The 24,246-nt window shown below is 64.9% G+C and carries 18 protein-coding genes and 2 pseudogenes; 7 read left to right on the top strand and 13 right to left on the bottom strand.

Going from position 1 to position 24,246, the window contains the following annotated elements; translation table 11 throughout:
- Nucleotides 1–195: 195 nt before the first annotated feature.
- The 3 genes and pseudogenes from BE0216_RS05775 to rpmB all read right to left on the bottom strand — a co-directional run.
- A pseudogene (locus tag BE0216_RS05775) lies at nucleotides 196–2,370 on the bottom strand (ATP-dependent DNA helicase RecG); the annotation flags it as partial.
- Nucleotides 2,371–2,468: 98 nt separating this feature from the next.
- A pseudogene (locus BE0216_RS12195) lies at nucleotides 2,469–2,928 on the bottom strand (ATP-dependent DNA helicase RecG); the annotation flags it as partial.
- Nucleotides 2,929–3,020: 92 nt separating this feature from the next.
- Nucleotides 3,021–3,215 carry a 50S ribosomal protein L28 gene (gene rpmB, locus BE0216_RS05780; protein WP_072724715.1) on the bottom strand — a complete coding sequence of 65 codons (195 nt, stop codon included), beginning with the start codon at nucleotides 3,213–3,215 and terminating at the stop codon, nucleotides 3,021–3,023.
- A gap of 444 nt (nucleotides 3,216–3,659) precedes the next feature.
- Between rpmB and BE0216_RS05785 the strand changes: the two genes are divergently transcribed.
- Together BE0216_RS05785 and BE0216_RS05790 are read left to right on the top strand one after the other, a co-directional pair.
- Nucleotides 3,660–4,982 carry a PfkB family carbohydrate kinase gene (locus BE0216_RS05785; protein WP_226805709.1) on the top strand — a complete coding sequence of 441 codons (1,323 nt, stop codon included), beginning with the start codon at nucleotides 3,660–3,662 and terminating at the stop codon, nucleotides 4,980–4,982.
- A gap of 161 nt (nucleotides 4,983–5,143) precedes the next feature.
- Complete coding sequence (locus BE0216_RS05790) at nucleotides 5,144–6,508, top strand: MFS transporter (RefSeq protein ID WP_404801824.1); 1,365 nt, start codon at nucleotides 5,144–5,146, stop codon at nucleotides 6,506–6,508.
- 45 nt (nucleotides 6,509–6,553) lie between these two features.
- On the opposite strand, the gene BE0216_RS05795 is transcribed toward BE0216_RS05790, so the two are convergent.
- Complete coding sequence (locus BE0216_RS05795; protein ID WP_094637429.1) at nucleotides 6,554–8,089, bottom strand: MFS transporter; 1,536 nt, start codon at nucleotides 8,087–8,089, stop codon at nucleotides 6,554–6,556.
- Between the two features lie 639 nt (nucleotides 8,090–8,728).
- On the opposite strand from BE0216_RS05795, the gene BE0216_RS05800 reads away from it, so the two are divergent.
- Nucleotides 8,729–10,168, top strand: coding sequence for a DHA2 family efflux MFS transporter permease subunit (locus tag BE0216_RS05800; RefSeq protein WP_226805711.1), 1,440 nt, complete (start codon nucleotides 8,729–8,731; stop codon nucleotides 10,166–10,168).
- A gap of 143 nt (nucleotides 10,169–10,311) precedes the next feature.
- On the opposite strand, the gene BE0216_RS05805 is transcribed toward BE0216_RS05800, so the two are convergent.
- A complete protein-coding gene (locus BE0216_RS05805; protein WP_094637386.1) occupies nucleotides 10,312–10,836 on the bottom strand; it encodes a PadR family transcriptional regulator in 525 nt (174 codons plus the stop codon).
- Nucleotides 10,837–10,904: 68 nt separating this feature from the next.
- Here BE0216_RS05805 and BE0216_RS05810 point away from each other — a divergent pair, with 68 nt between their 5' ends.
- The 4 genes from BE0216_RS05810 to BE0216_RS05825 all read left to right on the top strand — a co-directional run bounded on the left by BE0216_RS05810 (nucleotide 10,905) and on the right by BE0216_RS05825 (nucleotide 14,668).
- Nucleotides 10,905–11,630, top strand: coding sequence for an NADPH-dependent F420 reductase (locus tag BE0216_RS05810; protein WP_094637387.1), 726 nt, complete (start codon nucleotides 10,905–10,907; stop codon nucleotides 11,628–11,630).
- 260 nt (nucleotides 11,631–11,890) lie between these two features.
- The gene (locus BE0216_RS05815; RefSeq protein ID WP_094637388.1) at nucleotides 11,891–13,096 is read left to right on the top strand and encodes a DUF2974 domain-containing protein; all 1,206 of its coding nucleotides are present in this window, start codon (nucleotides 11,891–11,893) and stop codon (nucleotides 13,094–13,096) included.
- A 92-nt stretch (nucleotides 13,097–13,188) separates the two neighbouring features.
- A complete protein-coding gene (locus BE0216_RS05820) occupies nucleotides 13,189–13,863 on the top strand; it encodes a TetR/AcrR family transcriptional regulator (RefSeq protein WP_094637389.1) in 675 nt (224 codons plus the stop codon).
- Between the two features lie 31 nt (nucleotides 13,864–13,894).
- Nucleotides 13,895–14,668, top strand: coding sequence for a mechanosensitive ion channel family protein (locus BE0216_RS05825; RefSeq protein WP_226805712.1), 774 nt, complete (start codon nucleotides 13,895–13,897; stop codon nucleotides 14,666–14,668).
- A 16-nt stretch (nucleotides 14,669–14,684) separates the two neighbouring features.
- On the opposite strand, the gene BE0216_RS05830 is transcribed toward BE0216_RS05825, so the two are convergent.
- The 8 genes from BE0216_RS05830 to BE0216_RS05865 all read right to left on the bottom strand — a co-directional run bounded on the left by BE0216_RS05830 (nucleotide 14,685) and on the right by BE0216_RS05865 (nucleotide 24,126).
- The gene (locus BE0216_RS05830; RefSeq protein ID WP_094637390.1) at nucleotides 14,685–15,689 is read right to left on the bottom strand and encodes a CPBP family intramembrane glutamic endopeptidase; all 1,005 of its coding nucleotides are present in this window, start codon (nucleotides 15,687–15,689) and stop codon (nucleotides 14,685–14,687) included.
- A 190-nt stretch (nucleotides 15,690–15,879) separates the two neighbouring features.
- Nucleotides 15,880–17,049 carry an ABC transporter ATP-binding protein gene (locus BE0216_RS05835; RefSeq protein WP_094637391.1) on the bottom strand — a complete coding sequence of 390 codons (1,170 nt, stop codon included), beginning with the start codon at nucleotides 17,047–17,049 and terminating at the stop codon, nucleotides 15,880–15,882.
- A gap of 17 nt (nucleotides 17,050–17,066) precedes the next feature.
- Nucleotides 17,067–17,921, bottom strand: coding sequence for an ABC transporter permease (locus BE0216_RS05840; protein ID WP_094637432.1), 855 nt, complete (start codon nucleotides 17,919–17,921; stop codon nucleotides 17,067–17,069).
- A gap of 26 nt (nucleotides 17,922–17,947) precedes the next feature.
- The gene (locus BE0216_RS05845; protein ID WP_094637392.1) at nucleotides 17,948–18,889 is read right to left on the bottom strand and encodes an ABC transporter permease; all 942 of its coding nucleotides are present in this window, start codon (nucleotides 18,887–18,889) and stop codon (nucleotides 17,948–17,950) included.
- A gap of 185 nt (nucleotides 18,890–19,074) precedes the next feature.
- Nucleotides 19,075–20,217 (bottom strand): ABC transporter substrate-binding protein, encoded by a 1,143-nt coding sequence (locus BE0216_RS05850; protein ID WP_094637393.1) that lies wholly within the window; start codon nucleotides 20,215–20,217, stop codon nucleotides 19,075–19,077.
- Nucleotides 20,218–20,526: 309 nt separating this feature from the next.
- Complete coding sequence (locus BE0216_RS05855) at nucleotides 20,527–21,615, bottom strand: D-alanine--D-alanine ligase family protein (protein WP_094637394.1); 1,089 nt, start codon at nucleotides 21,613–21,615, stop codon at nucleotides 20,527–20,529.
- Between the two features lie 329 nt (nucleotides 21,616–21,944).
- Nucleotides 21,945–22,943 carry an NAD(P)H-dependent glycerol-3-phosphate dehydrogenase gene (locus tag BE0216_RS05860; RefSeq protein WP_094637395.1) on the bottom strand — a complete coding sequence of 333 codons (999 nt, stop codon included), beginning with the start codon at nucleotides 22,941–22,943 and terminating at the stop codon, nucleotides 21,945–21,947.
- Nucleotides 22,944–23,244: 301 nt separating this feature from the next.
- A complete protein-coding gene (locus BE0216_RS05865) occupies nucleotides 23,245–24,126 on the bottom strand; it encodes a lysophospholipid acyltransferase family protein (protein ID WP_094637396.1) in 882 nt (293 codons plus the stop codon).
- Nucleotides 24,127–24,246 lie beyond the last annotated feature (120 nt).

Here is a 24,246-nt window from a genome sequence, read left to right on the forward strand (position 1 = left end):
TCGACCCACTGTAGGCCATGCGCCGCCTAACGCGCTTCATCCAGTTGGCACTTGGTCGCTCCAGTTGGCACCCCGTTTCTGGCACCAGCCCCGACGGAACACCACAAACCACTGATTTTCCAACGTTTTTGAAATAGCGATATCGGTAGACGGCCAGATCTGGGTGCCAACTGGAGGGGTCAAGTGCCAACTCGTTTACGAACTGGTCAGGAAGGTCTCGTTGCCGCGGGTGAAATCAAGCACCGCGCCGGCCAACTGCACCTCGCCGGCCAGTTCCGGATCTTCGGCGAGCAGCCGTTCGGCACGGGCGCGCGCGTCGGTGATCAGATCCACATCCTTGACCACACGCAGCAGCTTCAATCCGGATTTGCCGCCGGATTGCGCGTCACCCAACACGTCGCCGGCACCGCGGAATTCCAGATCGGCCTGCGCGATTTCAGCGCCATCCAATGTTCCATGAACCACTTCAAGCCGTTGCTCGGCAGGCGAGCCGGCTTCGGCGCGTGAGATCAGGAACGCCCAACTCGGTGTGCCGCCACGCCCCACACGGCCTCGCAGCTGGTGCAGCTGGGACAAGCCGTACCGGTCGGCGTCGAAGATCACGATGCAGCTGGCCTGCTTCACGTCCACGCCCACTTCAATCACCGTGGTGGCCACCAGCACCGGCGTCTCACCGCCCGCGAATTGGCTCATCACCTGGGTTTTGGTCTCGTCTTTGTCGCGCCCGGTGAGCGTGGCGAAGGCGATTCCCTGGAATTGCGGCAGTTTCGACAAACGGTCGGCGATTTCGGCCACCGTATGCAACGGCGGCCGGACGGGCGTATCTTCGGCTTGCGCATCGGGAACGTCATAGGGATCGATTTCCGCGAACGCCTGCCGTTGCGCACGAGTGCCGCCTGTCGCGGAATCCGCTCCGATCGCGCCCGGATCGTCATCCTCCCCATTGTCGTCGATGCGCGCGCAAACGATATAGGCCCGTTCCCCTGCGTCAAGCCGCGCCCGGATATGCGCGAACATGCGGCCCATGGTGTTCGCGTCCGCCTCGTTGACCACAACGGTGCGAATCGGCTTGCGCCCTCCGGGCAGTTCGGTGAGCCATGAGATGTCGAGGTCGCCGAACCAAGTCATCGCCGCGGTGCGCGGAATCGGCGTGGCCGTCATCACCAGCAGATGCGGCGCCAAATCGGCTTTGGCGTTCAGGCTTTCGCGCTGCTCCACGCCGAAGCGATGCTGCTCGTCGATCACCACCAGAGCCAGATTCGGCGCTTGGAAGGTTTTGGAGAACGCGGCGTGTGTGGCCACCACGATGCACGGCTCGCCGCTGGCCGCCTGGGCGAGCGCCTTGCGCCGCGCGGCGAGTTTCATTCCGCCGGTGAGCAGGGTCACCGGCACACCAAGCCCGTCCACCATGCGTGTGATGGAGTCGGCATGCTGTTCGGCCAGCACCTGTGTGGGCGCGACCAACACCGCCTGATAGCCGGCACCGACGGCCTGCAGCATGGCGGCGAGCGCCACCACGGTTTTGCCGGAGCCCACCTCGCCTTGCAGCAGCCGTTGCATGGGCCAGTCGTGGGCCATGTCTTCCGCGATATCGTCGATCACCTGTCGTTGCCCGCCGGTGAGCGTGAACGGCAGCGAGGCGATGAAGCGGTCGCGTAACGGGACTTCCGTATCCGTGGCCTTGCGCGCGGCATGCGATTGTGATGACGACGTGCCGTTTGCGCGATCGTCCGCATAGTCGTCTGCCGCACTGTCCATGGCGATGACTTTCGACGGGGATTGCGCGCTTTGCGGGGCCGCCGCGCCTCCCGGAGCCAGTGGGCAGGGATGCGCGGCCGATTTGCGGGCGTGGGCGCGCGCCTGCAGCAGCGAGGTCTGCGCGACGAAGGCCTCTTCGTACCGCAGCGTGTCGATGCCGGCGCGGAAGGCTTTGGTGGAGTCGGGGTTGTGGATGGCGAGGAAGGCTTCGGCCCGATGCAGCAGCCCGCGTTCGACGCGGATCGCGTCGGGCAGGATGTCGGGAACGGCGGCGGCGAGACGGTCGGGGGAGATGCCCGGCTGCGTCTCAGACGGATCCGCGAATCCATTCGCCCCGGCCGGATCGGCTGCTCCGTCCACGCCACCGGATTCGATGGAGCCGGCCGATTCGACGCCTCCCCTCGAGTCCGCAGCATCAACGGTATCCAGGCCCGCGGCTGCGGCGTTCGCGGCGTCGCCTGACTCGGCCAGCATGCGCAGCAGTCCCAGAATCGTCTCGTGGATATGTTCGGAGGAGATGCGCGAGCTGGCATGGTAGACGGGCCTCGGGCGGGTCAAACGGCGCATCGCCTCGGCGACCGTGGCCGCGTCGTATTGCAAGGCGGAGGGTGATGCCGGGGGAAGCGGCGCGGAGAACGCGTCGCCGGCGGTCGACGTCGGAATCCCATCGCCGGCGGGCGGCATGGCCCCTGCGTCAAAGGCTGCCGGGGTCGTCGGGGGAGCGACGGTGAGGATTTCAGGATGGGTGAATTGCGCCTGCCCCATGTATTCGGTCGGCGTGCCGGCGATCACAACCGACTCCCCAGCGCGCAGCCGCATGCCCAGCCAATCCACATAGGATTTCCTATAGGAGAAGAAGGTGAGCCGGGCCACCGATCCGCCGACGTGGCGAGTGCGGGCGAAGTCGGAATCGTCGACCAGCGCCTCCAAACGGTAGCCTCGACGCGTGTTCATCGGCACCACACGCAGCGAGCGCACCATAACGGCGCAGGCCATCGTCTGGCCGGGCGCGGCTTCGCGGATGGCGCGTTGGGGCACGGGTTCGGTGACGCGGAACGGATAGTAGGTCAACGCGTCGCCCACGGTGACCACGCCTAACGTTTTGAGCGCGGACACGCGGCGCTTATTCGTCAGCAGCGACGAAAGCGCGGTGTCCAAGGTGATGCTCATAACGAACCATTGTATGGCGTGCGGAGGAGGGCAAAAACAACAATGCCCCGCCGAGCGGACTCGGTGGGGCATTGCGAAGCGTTATTCGCGACTCAGGCGACCACGCGCTGAACCTTGCCGGCCTTGAGGCACTTGCCGCACACGCGAACGCGGGTGTTCTCGCCGTCGATCGTGGTGCGCACAGGCTGCAGGTTCGGGCGGAAGGTACGCTTGGTACGACGATGCGAATGGGAAACGGTGAAACCGGTCTGCGGTCCCTTGCCGCACACTGCGCAACGAGCTGCCATGATGAACTCCCTTAAACCTTTGTGTTTTCAAGTCTTCCTGTATCCAGGGCACTGTCCTGAACACACAACTTCCCGAATATACCGCGAAATGCCGACATATGCAACATCAGCGTGTATCATAGCCGTCCACTTCGGAGGTTTTCGGCGGCAAATCACCGAAAACCGGCCGTCCTGCGCCGACCCGGCCACACAAACGCGGCAAGCATGCCAATCGTGTCATCCGCACCCGACCATGCGATACCCATCACACGGCCGACCATCACGCCGAATCGGCAGAGCCAGTCAGATGGTCTTGCGGCCGCGCAGGACCGCGGCATGTTCGCCGCCAGCGTACCGGCCCGAGAGCGACACAATCATTCCCAATGACTATTGCGGCTCCCAGCTGACGTTCATAAACTCGCGGTAAGATTACAACGAAGGGATGTACGTCAAGGAGGACACAGCATGCTTGGATTGAATATCCCGCAAACCACCCGGCTCAGCAGGCTTCTGACGAAACGCCGCAGGAAGGACGCGGACGCAACGGACGCCGCACAGGAGGCAACGACGACGGGCGTCGCTCCGGCGAACGCGACCGACGCGGGGACGTCGGGCATCGCCAAAACCGACATCAGCAAGACCGGCGCCGGCGCGCGACCGGCGGCCGGTACGGAATCGGCAAGCGCCGCAAGCGAAACGAACGATACGGCCGGAGCGCATGGCCCAACCGCCGACGGCGCGCCCCACACCCCTTCCGTGATCTCGCTCGGGCAGGTCTGGGTCGACATCATGATGGATATCGACACGCTGCCGACCTCCGGCGGATTCACCGTCGCCGGCGACACCACGCCCACGGTCGGCGGCAGCTACCGCGTGCTGCAGGCGGTCGGCGCGATGGGCGTTCCCGCCGCGCACGCCGGCATCATCGGCAGCGGAATCTGGGCCACAACCGTGCGGCGAGCCTTCGACGAGGCCGATATCCGCCACATCGGACCGGACCGTCTCGACGCCGATTCCGGATTCCGCCTCGTGTTCCACGATGGCACGGACCGCAAAACCTTCGTCGCCCGCTACGGTGCGGAGGCGCAGGGCAATGAGGCGACCTTCGCCGCGCTCGACCCGCTTGAAGGCGATGTGGTGCATATCAGCGGCAACACGCTGCTCGATCACACCGCCGCCGGCATCGACGAATTCGTCCATCGCGCCGGCACCGACCCGAAGCAGCGCCAATACCGGCTGGTGATCAACCCGACCAAAACGCTGAGTCTGGTCAATGACCATCTGTTGGAGGACCTCGTGCTCGCCCGCCCCATCTGGTCGTGCAACCGTCAGGAGGCGCAGACCTTGGCCGACCGGCTCGGCGTGTTCGTGGACGATTCCGCCACATTGACCGTGGGCGGCGGATTCGACAAGTCGATGCAGGCACTGTGCGAGGCGCTCGGCGAGGCCTTGCGCGCCCCGCTGGTGGTGCGTGCCGGATCGCGCGGCGCATGGGTGCGCGAACCCGGCGGCCAGACATGCCATATCGAAGGATTCCCCACCAAAGCCGTACACACGCGTTCGGCGGGCGGATGCCATACCGGCGTGATGTGCGCCATGCTGGTCAAAGGATGGGGACTGTGCGACGCAACCCGCATCGCCAACGCGGCCGCCTCCCTCGCCATCCAGAACAACGTCGACGGCGTGCCCGTGGCCCCAAGCTACGATGAGGCGATCGCGTTGGCCGACGGGAATGACGCGAGCGGGAACGGGAACGTCGCCGGGCAGACGGGCTCGCCCGCCGAATAGTCCCACTGCCCCACCGCACCGTCCAGCCGCGCGGGCCGACGCGGCCCACATACCGGTTCGCGCTTGTTCACCGGCTATTCATCTGCCACGCTCGCAACATTCCCGAGCATCTTCTACGATGGGAGGGATATATCAGGCAGGAGTATTCGATGGCCGAACAGATGAACGACGCCGAAAGCGTCATGCCCGCCGCCCATGGCGAGCGCACCGATTCCGTTTCACACACCGCTGGCACGACGACCACGGCAACCACGGCGACCGCCGCATCCCCCACTCAGGCAGGCGCGAAGCTGACCGCTCAGGAGAAGCGCTGGATCGTCTACGATGTGGGCAATTCCGCGTTCGTACTGCTCTCCACCGCAGTGGTGCCGATCTACGCGAACTCGCTGCTTGAGGCCGCCGGTCAAGACAATATCGTCTCCACATGGGGTTACGCGCAGACGATCGCCTCGCTGGTGATCGCGGTGCTGATGCCGCTGCTCGGCTCCATCGCCGACGTGCAGGGCATGAAGGTCAAGTTCTTCTGCGGCTTCTTCGGCACGGGCGTGGTGATGTGCTGCGCGATGGCGCTGCCGTTGAGCTGGTTGCCGTTCCTGGTGGTGTATGTGCTGGCGACCATCGGATTGAACGGTTCGCTCACCTTCTACGATTCCATGCTGATCGACACCACCACGAATGAGCGTATGGACCGCGTCTCCTCGCACGGCTACGGCTGGGGCTATATCGGCTCGACGGTGCCGTTCCTGGTGTGCATCGCGCTGATTTTCGGTGGACCCGCGCTGCTCGGCCTGGACACCGCGTTCTGCACGCGCATGTCGTTCCTGATCACGGCCGTCTGGTGGGCGGTGTTCACGATCCCGCTGCTCACCAGCTACCGTCAGAAGCATTACCGTGCGACGCGCGACCAGCTCGGCTCGGCGGTGCGCGGCACCTTCCGCGAGCTGGGTGCCACCTTCGGCAAAATCGTACGCAACAAACCGTTGTGGATGTTCATGATCGCGTTCTTCTTCTATATCGACGCGGTGAACACGGTGATCACGATGAGCACCTCGTATGGCACACAGCTGGGGCTCGATTCCACGCAGTTGGTGATCGCGCTGCTGGTCACGCAGTTCGTCGCCTTCCCCTGCGCGATTGCGTACGGCCGTCTGGCCGGGCGTTTCGGCGCGAAGGTGATGATTCTGATCGCGGTGGTGGCGTATATGTGCATCGTGTTCTTCGCCGCGTTCTTCCTGCGTTCCGAAGTGCAGTTCTGGATTCTGGCGATTCTCGTCGGCATGTTCCAGGGCGGCATCCAGGCGCTGTCGCGTTCCTACTACGGCAAGCTGATTCCGAAGGACCACGCGAACGAATACTACGGTTTCTACGACATTTTCGGCAAGACGGCCTCGATTATCGGCACGTTCCTGGTGGCCACCACCACGACACTGACCGGCAACGCCTCGATCGGTGTGCTCTCCATCGCCATTCTGCTGGTGCTCGCGCTCGTGTTCCTGCTGCTGCAGAAGGATCCGACGCGGCGCTGACCGGCCGGGTCTTCTTTCCGTGCTGGGCCACGGCGGCCATTACCTTTAGCGCCGCACGAGACGGTGGCCGCGACGGTAGAGGAATGCGCGCACCAGCGAGCAGGCGACAATCACGACCACGGCGAGCAATACGAGGAACGCGTGGTGCGCGCCTTCGACCGTCGCGGCGCGATAGCCGGCCGAGCCGATCTCGCCGACGCCCGACCCCGACTGCGCGATGGCCAGGATCACGGACATCGTGGTGGTTCCGGCGGCGCCGGCGAGCTGCTGGAACGTGCTGAACAGCGCGTTGCCGTCGGCGGTGAGCTCGTCGGGCAGATCGCTCAGGCCACTGGTCATGATGTTGGAGAACGCCATCGGGAAGCCCAGCATATACACCACATAGAACACGGCGAGCTGCGGCAGGCTGGACGATCCGTCGACCAACATCGCCATCAGCGCCACGCCAAGCAACGCCACCGCGGTCGCAACGCAGATCGGCCGCGCGGGGCCGAAGCGGTCGAGCATGGCACCGCCGACCGGAGCGAGAAGCGCGCCGATCAGCGCGCCGGGCAGAATCACCAAGCCGGCGGCCATCACCGTGGAGCCGAAACCAAGCTGCGCCAGATTCGGCAGCAGATAACCGAAGCTGATGGTAGTGCCCTGGAACAGCATATAGGCGAGCAGATGCCAGCGGAACGAGACGCTGCGCAGCACGCCGAGCCGGATCATCGGCGAGAACGAACGGCGCGACATCAGCGCGAACGCCACCAGCGCCGCCACACCCACAACCACCAGCACGATGGCGAGCGCCAGCGAACCGGCCGCGCCCGAGCCATCCGCGCCATCCGAACCGCCCGAACCGGACGCGAGCGCCGTGACGGCCGCTCCGCCCCGGTCGAGCGCGATGATCAGCGAAACGAAACCGACCACGACGCACAGCATATGCAGCGGATTGAGATGCGCGTCCTCCAATGGCGCGGACTGGCGGATGCTGAGCAATCCGACGATCAGCGAAAGCGCCAGCAGCGGCAACACGATGACGAACACATAACGCCATGACAGGAAGGTGCTGACGAATCCGCCGAATGTGGGGCCCAGGGCCGGAGCGGTGCCGATCAGCACATTGCCCACGCCCATCAGCACGCCGACGCGGGCGCGCGGGGACTGTTCGACGATGATGTTGATCATCAGCGGCATGGCCACGCCGGTGCCGATGCCCTGCAGCAGGCGCGCGCCGAGCAGCATCGGGAAGTTCACGGCGAGCAGGGCCACCGCCGCGCCGGCGATGCACAGCACGGACGCGGCGACGAACTGCGAGCGCAGCGTGCATTTGCGTTTGAGATACGAGGACAGCGGCACGGTGAGCGCCACCATCAGCAGATAGCCGGTGGTGAGCCACTGCACGGTGCTGGTGCCGACGTGGAATTCCGCCATGAGTTCGGGGAACAGCACGTTCATCACCGTTTCGGTGAGGATGCCGATGAAGGTGAGCAGTCCTGTGGCGATGATGGAGCCGATCAGTCTCGGCGTGATGGTTTCGGGCCGGGAGAATCCGCCGGACGTTCCGGCGGCCACGGCCGCATTGGTTGCTTCAGCCATGGTGCGCGCGTCGGCCACGTCGGCCATGGTGCGCGCGGCGTTATCAGAAGATACGAGTTGCTCTTTCGTGGTGAGAGTATGTGACATTACCCATAATGCGCCGTCCCCGGCAATACCTTTCCGTGTCCTGTTCGGATCCGCGCGGCATACGAGAATCGACCCGAATCCCCTTCGGGTCGTGTGCGCGGTGAATCGTGCGGAAACAGGCATCCGCACTGGGCCATGGTAGGTCGGATGCCAGACAGGCGCGCACCCAATCGCGCCCGCCATACACACACACGGCCCATGCGCACGGACCACACAGCAGTCCGCCCGACCAACCCATCAGACCGATCCACACGGCCCACGCACACGGACCGCGCACATGGACCATACACCCGCGCCATACGCCCTACGCCCCGCGCCCTTTTCCCGCAACGCGGCACGCCGACTTACGAAGACGCGAAAAACCGTGTACGGTGAACGCTGTTTCGAAAACCGCATGACTTAGTCGTATCCCTTTGGGAAGCAGGTCATGCGGTTTTTCTTTGCCCCGCGCAGCGGTCATATGCCGCGCATTTCGTCTCGCGGGCACAAGTGTGAGGTAACGAATCGGGAGAAGGGCTCCCGCAACACAAATATTGAGAGAGGTATCACAACGTGACTTCGTCTGAAACCACGTCAACCAACCATGCCGTCAACGGCACCGACACCGCCGCCTATCCGAAGCATCCGCACCGCGTGATGCTGGGCCTGTACATCGGCGCGTTCCTCGGCATGCTGTCCGAAACGTCCATGAACATCGCCCTGCCCGACCTGATGGATTCCTTCGGCGTCTCCGCCGGCACCGTGCAGTGGATGGTCGTGGGCTATATGCTCGCCATCGGCATCGTGCTGCCGTTCGTCGGCCTGATGCTCAAATGGGTCAACACCCGCACGCTGGCGATATTTGCGCTCGCCTGCTTCTTCGTGGGCGCGCTGGTCTCCACCTTCGCCGTGAACTTCCCGATGCTGCTCACCGGCCGCATCATCCAAGGCGTGTGCACGGGCATCGCCCTGCCGACCATGTACGCCGTGATCATGCGCGTGTTCCCGATGAGCCAGATCGGCGCCGCGAACGGCGTGGCCGGTCTGGTCATCATGTTCGCCCCGGTGATCGGCCCGACCGTCGCCGGCATGCTGATCGGCGCGTTCTCATGGCGCGCGATTTTCGCCATGTTCGCCATCGTCGCCGCGGTCGCGCTGGTCTGCGCCGCCGCGACGCTCACCAATCCGATCGAGGTGACCCGCCCGAAGATCGATCTGCCGTCCGTCTTCGCCTCCGTGATCGGCTTCGGCGGCCTGGTCGCCGGCGTCTCCATGATCAGCGATATGGGGTTCTCCCCCACGGTGATCGTGCTGCTGGTCGTCGGCGTCGTCGTGCTCGCGTTCTACGTCTGGCGTCAGCTGCATATGGAATCCCCGATCCTCGACCTGCGCGCGCTGGGCATCGCCGCGTTCCGCACGCCGGCCATTATGGTCACGCTGTCGTTCACCTGCACGCTGGCGCTGATGTATCTGGTGCCGCAGGAGCTGCAGCGCGGTCTGGGCCTGAGCTCCACGGTCGCGGGTCTGCTGATGCTGCCCGGCGGCATCGTCAACGCCGCCTGCTCGCTGCTGGCAGGCCGCCTCTACGACCGTAAGGGCGCGTCCATGCTGGTGCGCGTCGGCGCGGTGGTCGCGATCATCGGCGACGCCCTGCTGCTGGCGATGGGTGTAGGCACTTCGACCGCGTTCTTCGTGCTGGCCCATGTGGTGCTGATGATCGGCATCCCGCTGATGCAGCAGCCCGCCCAGTCCGCCGCGCTCAAGGGCCTGCCGCGCGAGTTGGCCACCGACGGCAGCGCGATTCTCAACACGATGCAGCAGGTCGTGGCCGCCATCGGCACCGCCGTCGCCACCTGCCTGCTCGGCCTGGGCGAGTCCAATTACACGGCCGCCGGCGGCACCAACGCCGCGCAGGGCTTTGTGGACGGCTCGCGTTACGGCTATGTGTTCGGTCTTGTGCTGGTTGTGATCGTGCTGGTTATGTCGTTCTTCCTGCGCGAACGCAAAAACTAGCCCGTTCCCTCCGCCATGGATGATTTCGGCCGCCGGTTTTCCGCCCGCGGCCGAAACGCTTGGCGGCAGGACGGCTTATATCGGATGACGCCGCCGACGGAATGTCGGCGGCGTCATCCGTATGAGCCATCTGGGAGGGGCGTCTAGTCCTCAAGTCCGAGCATGTCGCGCAGCCAGGCGAGTTCGGTCTCGCGCGTGGCTTTGGCGGAGACCATGACGCCCCGGCGATAGGGGTCGTCGATCTCCCTGGAGGTGAGCACATGCTCGCCCTGTTCGAAGAATCCGATACGGCCCGCGGCGAGGTAGTCGTAGCGCCGGCGCAGCACCGCGTCGCGCTCGCCCTTGTCGGGCAGATGCCGCAGGAAGGCGAGCACCACGAACCAATTGACGGGGCTGGTGATGTCGACGCCGCGCGCCTCGCGTAGTATCTCGGTCAGCCGTTCACGCCCGGCCTGTTCGAGGATCATCGTGCGACGCTGCCGCCCGCTCTCCCCCACGTCGATCCGCTCGCGCACCAGCCCGGCGGCGATCATGCGTTTGCACGCCGGATAGATCGTGCCGTCGCTGATATTGCGCGCGTAGCCCTGCAGCCGTTCCATCTTCTTGCGCAGCTCGTAGCCACAGAGGGGCCCATCGGCCAGAAAGCCCAGAATCATCAGCTCAATCATGGTTTCAGCATACCCCACCCCTCGATTCGACACGCCTCGATTCGACATATAACGATTCGAGGGATACAGTGAAAGCCATCACGCGCCAAGCAACCGCGAACACGCGCGAAGACAACACCGACGAACGGCCGCCGCAAACAGCGCGGCCGCATAACACAAAGGAAGTCACCATGACCAACGTCACCATCATCGGAGCAGGCAATATCGGATCCGCCGTCGCGGGCATCGCCGCCAAGGCGGGCGCCGCCGTGCAGATCATCAACCGCGACCTCGAGAAGGCCCGGGCGGCCGCCCCGGACGGCGCCACCGTCGCCGCCTACGGCGAACCCATCACCGGCGACATCGTCGTGCTCGCCCTGCCCTACCCCGCGCTCGCCGACGTGGCGGAACGCTACGCCGACCAGCTCGACGGCAAGGTTGTGGTCGACCCGTCCAACCCAATCGACTTCTCCACCTTCGATTCCGTGGTGCCGGCCGAATACGCCTCCGGCGCGGCCGAGTTCGCCGCCAAGGTTCCCGGAGCGCAGGTCGTCAAGGCCTTCAACACCGACTTCGCCGCGGTGCTCGCCTCCGGACAGACCGATGGCGCGCCGACCACCGTGCTGGTCGCCGGCGACCACGACGCCGCCAACCAGGCCGTCATCAATCTGGTGAACGCGGCCGGACTGCGCGGCGTGAACGTGCTCGGCGGACTCAAACGAGCCAAGGAGCTTGAGGCGATGGGCTCGCTGCAGATCATCCTCGCCGTCACCGAGGCCACCCCGTGGACCGGCGGTTTCAAAATCGTCAAGTAGTCCCGCCCGAACCGAAGCCAGGTGCCTGGTTCGCACGTTGACCTGAAAGCCGCGCCCCCACATTCCATCGCGAAACGTGGGGGCGCGGCTTTCGCGTTCCGCACGAGGGCCGGCGACACGGCCGGCGCATCCGTCCGATCGAAAATTCCGCCGCGCGCGCACGCAACCCACGGAATTTACCCGCCGCGACTAGGATGGTGGCGAGGCCGCCACCTCACGCAACGGCCCGAATTCGATAGGCGACCGACGGGAGGCGCGCGATGGGCAATATCTGCGACTACGTGCGCGACGAGACGCGCGGATTCGACGAGCTGCCGTTCAACGCGGTGGACGCGCTTGTACTGGCGCAGCTTTCGTACGAAAGCATCCCTCCGCTGGTGCCGCGGCTGATCGACGAGGTCGAATGCTTCGGCACATTCGCACGGCGGGCGCGCCGATTCTCCTGGCGTAATCCCGTGCAATCCATCCGCTCGCTGGCGCAGGCGCCGTTCTCGCCGGTCACGCTCGAGCAGGTGAACACGGTGCTGCATGGCGACGTCGACGACGTCTGCACGCATCCGGTGCATCTGACCGGCATCGCGGACACCAAGCAGGTGCATGAATTCGTACGCGCCACGGCCGCGAACCCCCGTTTCTCAAGCCTGCCGATGGGCGCCTTCGCCGAACAGTTCGACCGCCGCGAGCAGACGCAGTTCGCGGCCGTGACCTTCCGTCTGCCCGACGGCACGCTGGTGCTGACGTTCCGCGGCACCGACGATTCGCTGGTCGGGTGGAAGGAGGACTTCAATATGGCCTTCCAATACCCGGTGCCGGCGCAGGAGGCCGCGGCCGAGTATCTGCTGGTGGTGGCGGGCATGTGGAAGGGCCCGATCATCCTTGCGGGGCATTCGAAGGGCGGCAATGTGGCGGTGTACGCGGCGATGAACGCGCCCGCGAACATCCAGAGCCGCATCACCGCGGTGTATTCGCTGGACGGCCCCGGCTTTCCGAGGGATGTCGTCCAAGGCGACGCCTATGCGAGCATTATGGGCAAAATCCGCAAAATCGTGCCCGACTCGTCGATTATCGGCATGGTGCTGGAGACGCCGGAGCCGTGCACGGTGGTCAAGTCGGACGTGGAGGGCGTGATGCAGCATTTCGCCTTCTCCTGGCAGGTGGAGGGTGACCGTTTCGTCGAAGTCGACGATATGGCCGCCAGCTCGCACACCTTCAACGAGTCGTTCAACCAGTGGATGACCGGTCTGACGCCCGAGGAACGGCAGCATGCGGTGGACGCGCTGTTCCAGGTGCTGCACGCGAGCGGGTCGACCACATTCTCCGGACTGCTGTCGGCCATGCCGCTGGCGTTGCCGGGCATGATCGGCACGATTGTGGGGCTCACGCCGGATGAGCGCAAGCATATCCACGAGGCGGTGAAGATGCTGGTCACGGCCGCCATGGCGCGCAACACCGCCGTCACGCGTTAAGCGAAACGGTCTTTTTATTGGTCAGTTTGCCCAATATTTTATTGTACACTGGCCACAATTCGTTCCAGCCGGAGCCATATCAAGGAGGCCGCATGTCACGACCACGACGAGATTCCGAGATCCTGCCGGCCACGACGCGTATGGAAAACGCCTTCTGGGAGCTGCTGCGCGCCCAGGAATACCGCCGGATCACCGTCACCGACATCGTGCGCGAGGCCGGCGTGAACCGCAACTCCTTCTACTACCACTATTCGGGCCTGCCCGAGCTGGCCGACGCCGCGATCCTGCACGAGGTGGAGCGCACGCCGCTCGTCGAGGTCCCCGCGCCCGATCAGGAGAATCTCAAACACCAGTGGGGAGCCCGCGCCAAAGAGCTGATCAGCGCTCCCGAGCAGCGCCAGCGCCTCGACCGGCTGGCCCTGGTCGCGGGATCGCACAGCTCGCCGGAACTCTTGGATTCGCTATGCGATTTCGGCCGGATGACGATCAGCTCCATGCTGCAGCTCGACACCGAGCATCTCGACCTCAAAACCGACCTGATGCTCGATTTCGCCGTCGGGGGCCTGCTCTCCGTGCTACGCCGCTGGCCCACGCTGAGCGAGACCATCGCCGTCGAGGATCTGCTCAACGAGGACATCGCCGTGCTGGCCATGGGCATGTACCTGAGCATGTCGAAGGCGGATATGCTCGACTACTGGAACCAGGTGTTCTCCAACACCGTGCTCGCCCAGCCTCCGGATGCCGCCGATTCGAACGAGGTACGATAGCCCCACCCGAACAACCGACATAAGGAGCGTCATGAACGATGTGATGGCCGCCGTAGGCCGCTGGTTCGCGAGCAACGCCGGAAAGCTGATCTGGCTGGCGATCGTGGTGGCGGCCGCGGTCATAGCCACCAGAATCCTCAGCCGTCTGATGCGTCATGCGCTCGACAAAACCGACATTCCCAGCGCATCGATTTTCATCAACCTCATGCGCGTGCTCATCTGGGTTCTCGCCGCCGCCATGGTGCTGCAACCGGTGTTCGGCATCAACCCCACCACCATCGTCACCGCGCTTGGCGTCGGCGGCGTGGCGCTCTCGCTCGGTCTGAAGGACACCATCGCGAACATCATCGGCGGATTCGGGCTGATGTTCGGCAAGGTGATCCAACCGGGCGATCTGGTCTCCATCTCCGGCACCACCGGCACGGTCAAGGACATCACCTGGCGTCAGACCGTGATCGCGGAGCGTGGCGGCAACGAGATGGTGATTCCGAACTCCGTGCTCAACACCGCGCAATTGGAACGTCTGACCGTATCCAACGAAAGCGTCGCGCGTGTGCCGTTCACCGCCAAAGCCGATGCGGACATCGCCGAGGTGGAGCGCGACATCCTCGCGCGACTGCAGGGCGTCGTCGACGACTGCACCAGCCCCGACAATCCACCGCTGGTCAAATTCTCCGGATTCTCGCCATACGGCATCTCCGGCGAGGCGCTGCTCTTCGCCGACGCGGACACGCCGCCCTCCACCGTGGCCGACCGCGCCACACGCGCGCTGGCCGGCGCGGACTGGATGGCGACGGCCTTCTGACGGACGGTCCTAAGTCCTATATCATCTGCCAGACGGTGAGCGACAAAGCGAAGATGATGAAAACGACCATGCCGGGATTGCCGAACGCCGTGCGCGCGCCCAACCCGTCGGGAAGCTGCTCGGGGGTCGTATAGAACTCAAGCTTTCTGCGGTTGGTGATCATCAGCACCACGCCGACGATCACCAGAACGATCAGCGCCATGCCATACAGGCCGACGATGAACAGTCCGGCCGGCGGATCGACGGCCATGCGCATCAGCTCGGATTCGCTCAGCTCACCGGTCAGCAGGCTCGGATCCACCAGGGAGAACACCCACCGGGGCAGCATCGAGCCGCAGAAATTGACGATCGCATGCATAATCATCGAGTAGCGCACGCGGCTGGTGCGCATGTAGACGTACCCGAACACCAGTCCCAGACCGAAGGCGTAGAAGAACTGGTAGAGGTTCAGGTGGAACAGCGCGAAGGTCAGCGCGGACAGCAGGATGGCGGTTTTCTCGCCGTAGCGGCGCGTGCGGTCGATGATCTGCTTGCGGAACAGCCATTCCTCGAAAATCGGCGCCAGCACCACGGCGAACACGAACAAGCTCACGGGATCGCTGTCCAGAATCGCCTCGGCCACCTGGTTGGTGGATTGCCCGCCGGAGATCAGGCTGGACAGCACTGTGCCGATGATATTGCCCAGATACATCACCGGAAAACAGATGAGCAGCAGCGTGACGAAGCGTTTCGCACCAAGGTCGAAGCGCTTGGTCCGCAAAACCGGCACATTGCCCATGGCCAGCACGCACAACGGCATCGCGACCGCGTACAGCGGGCCGGATGAGGCCAGCATCCCAGCCCAGGACGGATAGCCGTCGGGAAACATCGACCACAGAATCCCCAGACAGACGATATTGAGACCGACGTAGAAGGCGAGCATCACACTTAACGCGACGCCCACCGTGGAGAAACGCTTGTGCGCGACGAACCACGGGTTGACTGACGTTTGCTGTGGCTGATATTGACTCATGGGGCCCATTGTAATGTGTGCCGTCGCACGAACGGCCCTTCCCCACCCGTCCGTGCGACCCTTTTTTCTCCCCCAATCGCACACGGATCCGTCGAAAACGTTGCGATTCCAACGCTTGTCGTTATGTGCGGTTTGTGCGTTCGTGTGCGGAAAAGTCGCACGGACGGATGCGGGGGCGAGCTCCGTGCGAGGCCGCCCTTCAGACGGCCAACGCCGCCACCGGCCGCGGCGCGACCACCACGTCGGATCCGACGGCCAATCCCGCGGGCAGCTCGTTGGCCGGCAGCTGCACGGTGACGCGCAGACGCTCGCCCAAGGCGACCGCCACATCGACACGGGCCAGCGCGCCGAGGAAATGCACCGCCTCCACACGGCCCGGCTCCCCCACATGCGACTGGCCGCTCAGCGTCAACGACTCGGGGCGCACGAGCACGGTGACGTTGCCACCCGCGCGCGAACCGTCGATCAACGGCACGCGCTGCCCGAACACCACCGCCTCGTCACCGTTCGACACGCCGGGCAAACGGTTGGTCAGGCCGATGAACGTGGCCACATATTCAGTTTCCGGGCGCTGGTACAGCGTCTTGGGCGCGGCGATCTGCTCGATGCGCCCATGGTTCATCACGCCGATGCGGTCGGCCACGGCCAACGCCTCCTCCTGGTCGTGGGTCACGAACACGGTGGTGGTGCCGGTTTCGAGTTGGATGCGGCGGATCTCGTCGCGCAGCTGCACGCGCACCTTCGCGTCCAGCGCGCTCAGCGGCTCGTCGAGCAGCAGCACGCGCGGATGGACGGCGAGCGCGCGGGCCAGCGCCACACGCTGCTGCTGGCCGCCGGACATCTGCTGCGTGTATTTGTTCGCCTGATCCGACAGGCCCACCAGTTCCAGCTTCTCGCCGGCGATGCGCCGACGCTCCGCCTTGGACACGCCGCGCACCTCGAGCCCGAACTCGACGTTCTGCAGGGCGGTCATATGGGGGAACAGCGAGTAGGACTGGAACACCATGGCCATCTCGCGCTTGTTCACCGGCGTGGCCGTCACGTCCTGCCCGCCGACCAGGATGCGCCCGGCCTGGATATCCTCGAGTCCGGCCAGCGAGCGCAGCGCGGTGGATTTGCCGCAGCCGGACCCGCCGAGCAGCACGACCATCTCGCCGGGTTTGATATCGAGGTTGAAGTCGTCAAGCGCCTTGTCCGGGGATCCCGGATAGATTTTGTCGACATTCATCATCTGGATGCCGCCGCCGCGTTCGCTGGACTCCTTGAGTACGGCTTTGGCGGCTTTGGTCACGATGTCGCCGTCGGCCACGGCGGGCTCGAATACGTCGGCGGTATGCGCGACGACGGCTTTCTGTTCTGCAAGAGACATGGGATTACCTTCACTGTTCACTGTTCTTTGGAGCGGCGCATCGCCGCGGAGATGAGGTCGAGCGCCACGAGCAGGATCACGCCGAACACCAGGGCGAGCAGCGACATGGCGGTGGAGATCTGCGAATTGGATTGGCCGAGCTGGTAGAGCGCGACCTGCAGATTCATGCGGCCGAGCAGCGAGGCGACGGTGTATTCGCCCAGCACGACGGCGATGGAGATGAACGAGGCGGAGAGGATGGACTGCCACAGGTTCGGGATCAGCACGCGCAGGAACACGCGCGGCCATGAGGCACCGAGCGAGCGGGAGGCTTCGACCAGCGTTTTCACATCGATGGAGTTGAGTCCCACGGCGAGCGCGCGGAAGGCGAACGGCATGACCAGAATCACGTAGGCGAAACACAGCCAGATCGGCTTGGTGCTCAGCACATCCGCGGACAGCCATCGATAGATGGGGCCGAGTCCGACGACCAGCACGATGGCGGGAATGGTCAGCGGCAGGGTGGCGACCCATTCGATGGCGCGTTCCAGCCGGCGCGAGCGGATATGCACGATAACCATCGTCGGCACCATCAGCGCCAGCATAAGCGCCACGGTCACGACGCACAGTCCCAGCGAGGAGCCGAGTCCCTGCCATAGCACGGTCAGGTCCGCGCCGAGCGAGGAGCCGTCGCCGGTGAAGATCGCGCGCCATGCGTCGAGACTCCACCGCCCGGAGAGCGGGTGGCGCACGGTGAACAGGAACATGGCGAGCAGCGGGGCGAATAGGAACAGCATGGTCAGGGTGAGGACCACCGTTTTGATGATGTTCTGCCGGCGGATGCGCGCGGCACGCAGCTGCGGCGGTTTCGGCGCGGCGGTCGCGGCGGGCATCGCGGATGATGCGGATGATGCGTGCGTCACTGCCATCGTCCGGCCCTCTTTTCCACGGCGTGGCTGAGCAGCATCGCGAGGGCCACGACCACAACCATCGCGAACGCCAGCACCTGGGCGAAACCCTGCTGGTTCACGTCCATCTCATTGCGCATCGCACCTTGGATCATCAGCGGCACAAGAATCGAACGCTGCGAGAACAGGGCCGCGGCGGTGGCGTAGGCGGAGAACGCGTTGGCGAACAGCAGCAGAAGGGCGGAGATGAAGCGGGGTGCCAGAATCGGCCCGGCCACGCGCGTCCAATACTGCCAGGTGCTGCCGCCCAGCGATTCGGCCGCCTCGCGCCACTGGGGCAGCATCGAATCGACGGCCGGCAGGAAGATGATGATCATCAGTGGAATCTGGAAGTAGCTGTAGATCATCACCAATCCCGGCATCGTGCTCAACCAGTTGGGGTTCACCGTCACGCCGAACAGCTGCTGCAGCAGCATGGTGCCCACGCCGTTGATGCCGAGGGTGGCGATGAACGCGAAGGCGAGCATCACGCCGCCGAACTGCGCGAGCACGGACGAGATCGCGCCGATCAGCCGACGCGCCAGTCCGTTCGGCCGCGAGCCGATCACCAGCGCGTAGGAGGCGAGCGCGCCCACCACCGAGCCGATCAGGGCGGAGATCATGGAGACGAGAATCGAAGTGCCGAATGCGGCGATGGTGTTGGCTTCGGCCAGCCGGCGGAAGTTGGCGAGCGTGAAGCCGCCGTCCGCGGACGAGAACGCGCCGAACACGACGATCAGCGTGGGCGCGAGGAGGAAGCACGCCGTATAGGCGAAGAACGGGACCGTCACACCCAGGGTGCCGAGCTCCTTGCGGTGGCGCGACACCACGGCGGTCAGGGCCGACGGTGGTGGGATGGGCGTGCGGCGCGCGACGGCCGCGCCCTGTGTGGAAAATGCGTTGCTACTGCTCATATCTGTCCTATCGTTGGGTTCCGTCAAGCGGTTTTTCAGCGAACCGGACCGTCCGTCATCAGACAGGACGGATCGTCCGCCGCTCCACCGGATGGGCGGGCGTCCGCCGATTCGCGGGCGGGGCCGAGCGTTCCCGCTCCGGCCCCGTCTTACGGCGAACGTCGGGCCGCTTGGGGCTGCCCGGCTCAGTTGCCGATGGTGGAATCCCAGTTGTTCTGCAGCCACTCGGTGATGGTGGAGGCCTGATCGTTGGTGTAGGAGATCGGGTCACCCTCGACGGTGGTGGAGGAGGCGAGCGCGTCCTGGTCGACCGTGCCGTCCTGCTCCATCATGTCGATCAGGATCGGGCTGGCACCGCCGGCGAGCCACTCGTTCTGGGCTTCGGCGGTGTACAGGTACTCCATCCACAGGCGGGCGGCGGCCGGATGCGGCGCGTCCTTGTTGATGGCCTGGTTGTAGTAGCTCACGACCTGGGCTTCGGGGAAGGTCTTGTACTCCCAGGTCACGCCCTTCTCCTTGAGGTCGGACTGGTAGGAGGCCTGGTTGTAGGTCCAGTCGAAGACGACGCCGGTCTGGCCGGAGTCGATGGTGCCGTTGGTCACGTCCACCTGGGTGAGGTTGCCGGCGTCCTTAAGCTTCTTGAAGAAGTCGAGACCGGGCTGGGTGTCGTCAAGGTCGCCGCCGGAGAGGGCGTTGACCATCAGGAAGCCGTTGAACGCGGCGCCGGCCTCGGCGGGCTTGCCGTTGAGGGCCACGGTGCCGGCGAACTTCGGGTCGAGCAGGTCGTCGAGGCTGTCGATGTCGCCGTACTTGTCTTTGTTCCATCCGATCGACATGATGCCGGTGTAGTCGGCGTAGTACAGGCCGTCGGCGTCTTTGGCGGAGTCGGGGATCGAATCCCACGCCTGCACCTTGTAGGCGGCGAAGTTGTCGGTGCTGGTGGCGGCGACGGACTGGCCGAGGTCGAACACGTCGGGGGCGGCGTCGGTGCCCTTGTTGGTGGTGGCGGCGTCGATCTCCTCCTTGGAGGAGGCGTTCGGGTTGAGTTCGGTGACGGTGATGTTCGGATACTTCTTCTTGAAGTTCTCGATGATGTTGCCGTAGTTGGCCCAGTCGTGAGGCAGGGCGATGACGTTGAGCGCGCCCTCCTCTTCGGCGGCCTTCTCGAGGTCCTCCATCGTGCCGAAGTCGGCGAGGGAGGTGGCGGAGGCGTACTGTTCGTTCACGTCCGCGGCTTCGCCGGCGGAGGAAGCCGATCCGCAGGCGCCCATGGCGATGGCGAGCATGGCGGCGAGGGAGCCGGCGGCGATCTTACGCAGGGAATTCATTGCTATTCCTATCTCTATCTGTTCGGGGCGCGGCGGCGGTTTGCCGTCACGGTCCGCGATAGAGACTAGGGGCGCAGGTTAACGCCATGATGGCGTCATGGTGAATGGGGGACGGATTTTGATGGAACTCCAATCGCACGGGCAACGGCCCGAAATCCATCCGTGCAACCCTCAAATCGTGCCGAATCGGCGCGAAACGCACATGAAAACACGTAAACGACCGTCATTCCGCCAATCCGCCTAATGTGCGGATGTGCGGTTCATGTGCGGAAAAGTCGCACGGAGGGCCGGACCCGGCAGCTCCGTGCGTTAACGCGCCACGCCCTCAATCAGCGTGGTGATCAAATCGGCGTACTTCAGACCGTTCGCCTCCCATGCCTTGGGATACAGCGAGATCGGCGTGAATCCGGGCAGCGTGTTGATTTCGTTGACCATCACCTCGCCATCGGGGGTCACGAAGGTGTCCACACGGCTCAGGCCCGCGGCGTCGACGGCGAGGAACGCCTTGGCCGCCACCTCGCGCACCCGCCGCAGCATATCCTCGGGCAGATTGGCCGGCACTTCGACATGGCTTGCGGTGTTGTCCATGTATTTGGAATCGAAATCGTAGAATTGGTCGCTTCCCTCACGGTCGAGCACGATCTCGCCCGGCCAGGAGGTCATCGGTTCGTCGCCCGGCTTGGGGCACAGCACCGCGCATTCGATCTCACGCGCGTCGATGCCCTGCTCCACCAGCACCTTCCAGTCGTGCCGGCCCGCCTCGGCCACGGCATCCGCCATCGCCTTGGCATCCGGCGACTCCACCTTGGTCACCCCGAAACTCGAGCCCGCGCGGGACGGCTTGACGAACACCGGATAGCGCAGCCCGGCCTCCTCGACGCGCGCGAGCAGATCGCCGGCGTTGGATTCACCATAGGCGCGGGCGTCCACAGTGATGCCGGGCGCGACGGGAATGCCGGCCGCGGCGAGCAGAATCTTGGTGTAATGCTTGTCCATGCAGGCGGCCGACGCGAACACGCCGCAACCCACATACGGCACGTCCATCATCTCCAACAGGCCCTGCAGCGTGCCATCCTCGCCATACGGGCCGTGCAGCACGGGGAACACGACATCGACGTGGCCGATCGGCGCGAAACCATCCCGGCCACGCGCCACATCAAGCGTCACCGGCTGGCAGTCGGGTGTCACCTCAACGGTCGGCAAGACGCCGCCGCTCAGGTCCCAGCCGCGGGGATCCTCGCCGCCGACGATCCACTGTCCGGACTTGGTGATGCCCACCGCGATCGGCTCGAAACGCTCGGTGTCGATCGCCTTCAGCACTCCGGCAGCGGAGATGCAGGAGATCGAGTGCTCGTCGGACCTGCCGCCGTACAACACCATCACGCGCTTCTTGGCCATATCGTTTCCCTCGTTTCTGCCGGAGTTGTCAACCAGTCTTTATTATGCACATCGTCATGTCCACGGGATTTCCCGCGCGGGGATGCGCACAGAAAAACCGCCAGAGTCTTCCTCACGCGGCGGTTCGCGGCACATCGTCATCGCAGGCATCGTCCACCCAGCCGGATCCTTCCCGCGCGGCGATCCGGCGCGACGGTTCCGCCCATATGCGACCGCCCCGGCCCAGGCCGCTCAGATTCTCCCCCACCTTTGGACCAATCCATACGCGACCGCCCCGGCCCGGGCTGATCGCCGTGGGTCGGGGCGGATGGCGACGCATGCGCGGGTGGTTATTCCTCGGTGATGTCGCGCCCGAACAGTTGGGTGAGCATCTCGGAGCAGGAGATGCCCTCGCTTAGCACGCGGCTCATCGCGTAGGCGAGCGGTGTGGGCACGCCGAGCTCCTTGCCCAAGGCGACGACCGCGTCCGTGGTGGGCACGCCCTCGGCCACGCCGTTGCTGGCTTCGGTCGCCTCCTGAACGCTCAGCCCCTTGCCGAGGTTCGCGCCGAAGGTGTAGTTGCGGCTGAGCGGGGAGCCGCAAGTGGCGATGAGATCGCCCACGCCGGCCAGTCCCGCGAAGGTTTTCGGATCGGCGCCGGCGGCCTGGCCCAAAGCGGTCAGTTCGGCGAGCCCTCGCGTCTCGATCATCGCGGCGGTGTTCTCGCCGTAGCCCGCGCCGCGCGCCATGCCGACGGCGAGCGCGACCACGTTCTTCAGGGATCCGCACATCTCCAAACCGATCACATCGGTGGTGACGAAGGCTTTGAAATAATCGGTGGTGCAGGCCTCGGCGATCTTCCTCGCATTGTCGATGCTTTCGCAGGCCACGACGGTGGCGGCGGGGTGACGCTGCGCGATCTCCTTGCTCAGGTTCGGACCGGAGACGGCGGCGAAACGGTCGGCCGGCAGGTCGAGCGTCTCGCGTACGACCTCGTCCATGCGCTTGTTGGTGCCGCGTTCGATGCCTTTCATCAGGCTGACGACGATGGCGTCGGCGGGGATGAGTCCCTTGAATTCGGCCAACGCCACGCGCGCGAACTGGGCGGCGATGGCGACGATGATGATTTGCGCGTCGGCCACGGCTTCGGCGCGGTCGCCGGTGGCGGTCATATTGGCGGGCAGCTGCTCGACGACGGGCAGACGAGCCTCGTTGCGGCGGCGGTCGCGGATATCCTCCACGATGTCGGGCTCGATGGCCCACATGGTCACGTCATTGCCGGCGTCGGCCAGCACCTGGCCGAAGGCGGTACCCCATGCTCCGGCACCCAATACCGTAATCTTGCTCATCGCGCCACCTCCGCATGGGGTACTGCCACATTACCTCGCGACTGCCGCCGCTCAGCGTCGCCTACGAACAGCCCACCGGGCTGTCCGCCCAACGGCGCCGCCCATGCCCCGGCGCCTAATACCGTAATCTTCATATTGCCTCATCGCTCCTTCATAAGACTTCGACTGTCAATGATGCTGAGATGCTTCGACTTCGCTCAGCATGACGGAGAGAACGCCACTCCGCCATCCATCATCCTGAGCGGAGCCCGCAGGGCGCAGTCGAAGGATCTCCGTCGCCCGTCATGTCAAAACGCGCTTCCTACTCCTTGATTCGGCTCATCGTGCGGTAGTCCCAGACGCCGTCGGGAGCCTGCTCACCGCGGATCTCGGCCATGATCTCGGTCATGCGCACGCGGATGCGGCGCGTGAGTTCATCGGCGAGCTCGACCGGCGGCTCCTCGCCCCAGCCGTCCATGCCCTCCAGCAGGTCGGCGTAGTCAAGCGCCGCGTCATAGCACATCACCACGTTCTTGCGAGGCCACGGCCACCAATGGTTGATGCTGGCCGCACCCCACGTCACCGCGCAGAACAACGGCACCTGATACCCCAGCCGACGCGACGATTCGAGCGCGATCATGCCCACGCCGTTCTTCATGCTCATCGGCCATTTTTGCGGATCCCTCGTCACCGTGCCCTCGGGCCATACCGTCAACGGACGGCCCGAAGTGACGATGTCGATCGAAGTGTCGACGATATCCTTGGCCTTGCCGCTGCGCCGCTGCACCGGCTGCATGCCCACAAGCTGGAACCATTTGCCGATCAGCGGCCACTTCGCCATCTCGGCCTTGGCCATATAGCGGGGTCGTCGCCCCTGGTGGAACAGGCTCATCATCGGCACGAACACGTCGAACATGGTCACATGTGTGGCGGCGGTGATGAACGTGCCGGTTTCGGGCACATGTTCCAGACCCCAGGCCTTGGTTTTGCAGCTCGCGCGGAACACCACGGAAACGCCCGCCAACAGGCGTTTGGTGGCCTTCGGGTTCTGCGCGTTGATCTCCGCCTCGTTGGGCGTGCGCGGTCCGGTCGGATAGTACGCGGTGGGATCCACCAGACGGTGGCGGGCGGCGAGCTTGGCGACCTGAGCGTCGGAAAGCGGCTTCACGGCCGAGCGCGGCGACGGTTTTCCTTTCGATACCATGCCCTCCATTGTGCCCTATCCCACCGCCAAGCGACGCGTTCCCGCCGCAATGTGGCTGGCGTGGCGCGCATGGCCGATCCGTATGCCGCGCAAACGACCGCGCCGTGGCCATACCGGTAG

This window comes from Bifidobacterium eulemuris (assembly GCF_014898155.1).
Classification (GTDB): Bacteria; Actinomycetota; Actinomycetes; order Actinomycetales; family Bifidobacteriaceae; genus Bifidobacterium; species Bifidobacterium eulemuris.

What these genes read in the sequence shown, in the direction of transcription:
- rpmB (WP_072724715.1), bottom strand. Translation starts at nt 3,215, where the DNA reads ATGGCAGCTCGTTGCGCAGTGTGCGGCAAGGGACCGCAGACCGGTTTC.
- BE0216_RS05785 (WP_226805709.1), top strand. Translation starts at nt 3,660, where the DNA reads ATGCTTGGATTGAATATCCCGCAAACCACCCGGCTCAGCAGGCTTCTG.
- BE0216_RS05790 (WP_404801824.1), top strand. Translation starts at nt 5,144, where the DNA reads ATGAACGACGCCGAAAGCGTCATGCCCGCCGCCCATGGCGAGCGCACC.
- BE0216_RS05795 (WP_094637429.1), bottom strand. Translation starts at nt 8,089, where the DNA reads ATGGCTGAAGCAACCAATGCGGCCGTGGCCGCCGGAACGTCCGGCGGA.
- BE0216_RS05805 (WP_094637386.1), bottom strand. Translation starts at nt 10,836, where the DNA reads ATGATTGAGCTGATGATTCTGGGCTTTCTGGCCGATGGGCCCCTCTGT.
- BE0216_RS05815 (WP_094637388.1), top strand. Translation starts at nt 11,891, where the DNA reads ATGGGCAATATCTGCGACTACGTGCGCGACGAGACGCGCGGATTCGAC.
- BE0216_RS05820 (WP_094637389.1), top strand. Translation starts at nt 13,189, where the DNA reads ATGTCACGACCACGACGAGATTCCGAGATCCTGCCGGCCACGACGCGT.
- BE0216_RS05825 (WP_226805712.1), top strand. Translation starts at nt 13,895, where the DNA reads ATGAACGATGTGATGGCCGCCGTAGGCCGCTGGTTCGCGAGCAACGCC.
- BE0216_RS05830 (WP_094637390.1), bottom strand. Translation starts at nt 15,689, where the DNA reads ATGGGCCCCATGAGTCAATATCAGCCACAGCAAACGTCAGTCAACCCG.
- BE0216_RS05835 (WP_094637391.1), bottom strand. Translation starts at nt 17,049, where the DNA reads ATGTCTCTTGCAGAACAGAAAGCCGTCGTCGCGCATACCGCCGACGTA.
- BE0216_RS05840 (WP_094637432.1), bottom strand. Translation starts at nt 17,921, where the DNA reads ATGCCCGCCGCGACCGCCGCGCCGAAACCGCCGCAGCTGCGTGCCGCG.
- BE0216_RS05845 (WP_094637392.1), bottom strand. Translation starts at nt 18,889, where the DNA reads ATGAGCAGTAGCAACGCATTTTCCACACAGGGCGCGGCCGTCGCGCGC.
- BE0216_RS05850 (WP_094637393.1), bottom strand. Translation starts at nt 20,217, where the DNA reads ATGAATTCCCTGCGTAAGATCGCCGCCGGCTCCCTCGCCGCCATGCTC.
- BE0216_RS05855 (WP_094637394.1), bottom strand. Translation starts at nt 21,615, where the DNA reads ATGGCCAAGAAGCGCGTGATGGTGTTGTACGGCGGCAGGTCCGACGAG.
- BE0216_RS05860 (WP_094637395.1), bottom strand. Translation starts at nt 22,943, where the DNA reads ATGAGCAAGATTACGGTATTGGGTGCCGGAGCATGGGGTACCGCCTTC.
- BE0216_RS05865 (WP_094637396.1), bottom strand. Translation starts at nt 24,126, where the DNA reads ATGGTATCGAAAGGAAAACCGTCGCCGCGCTCGGCCGTGAAGCCGCTT.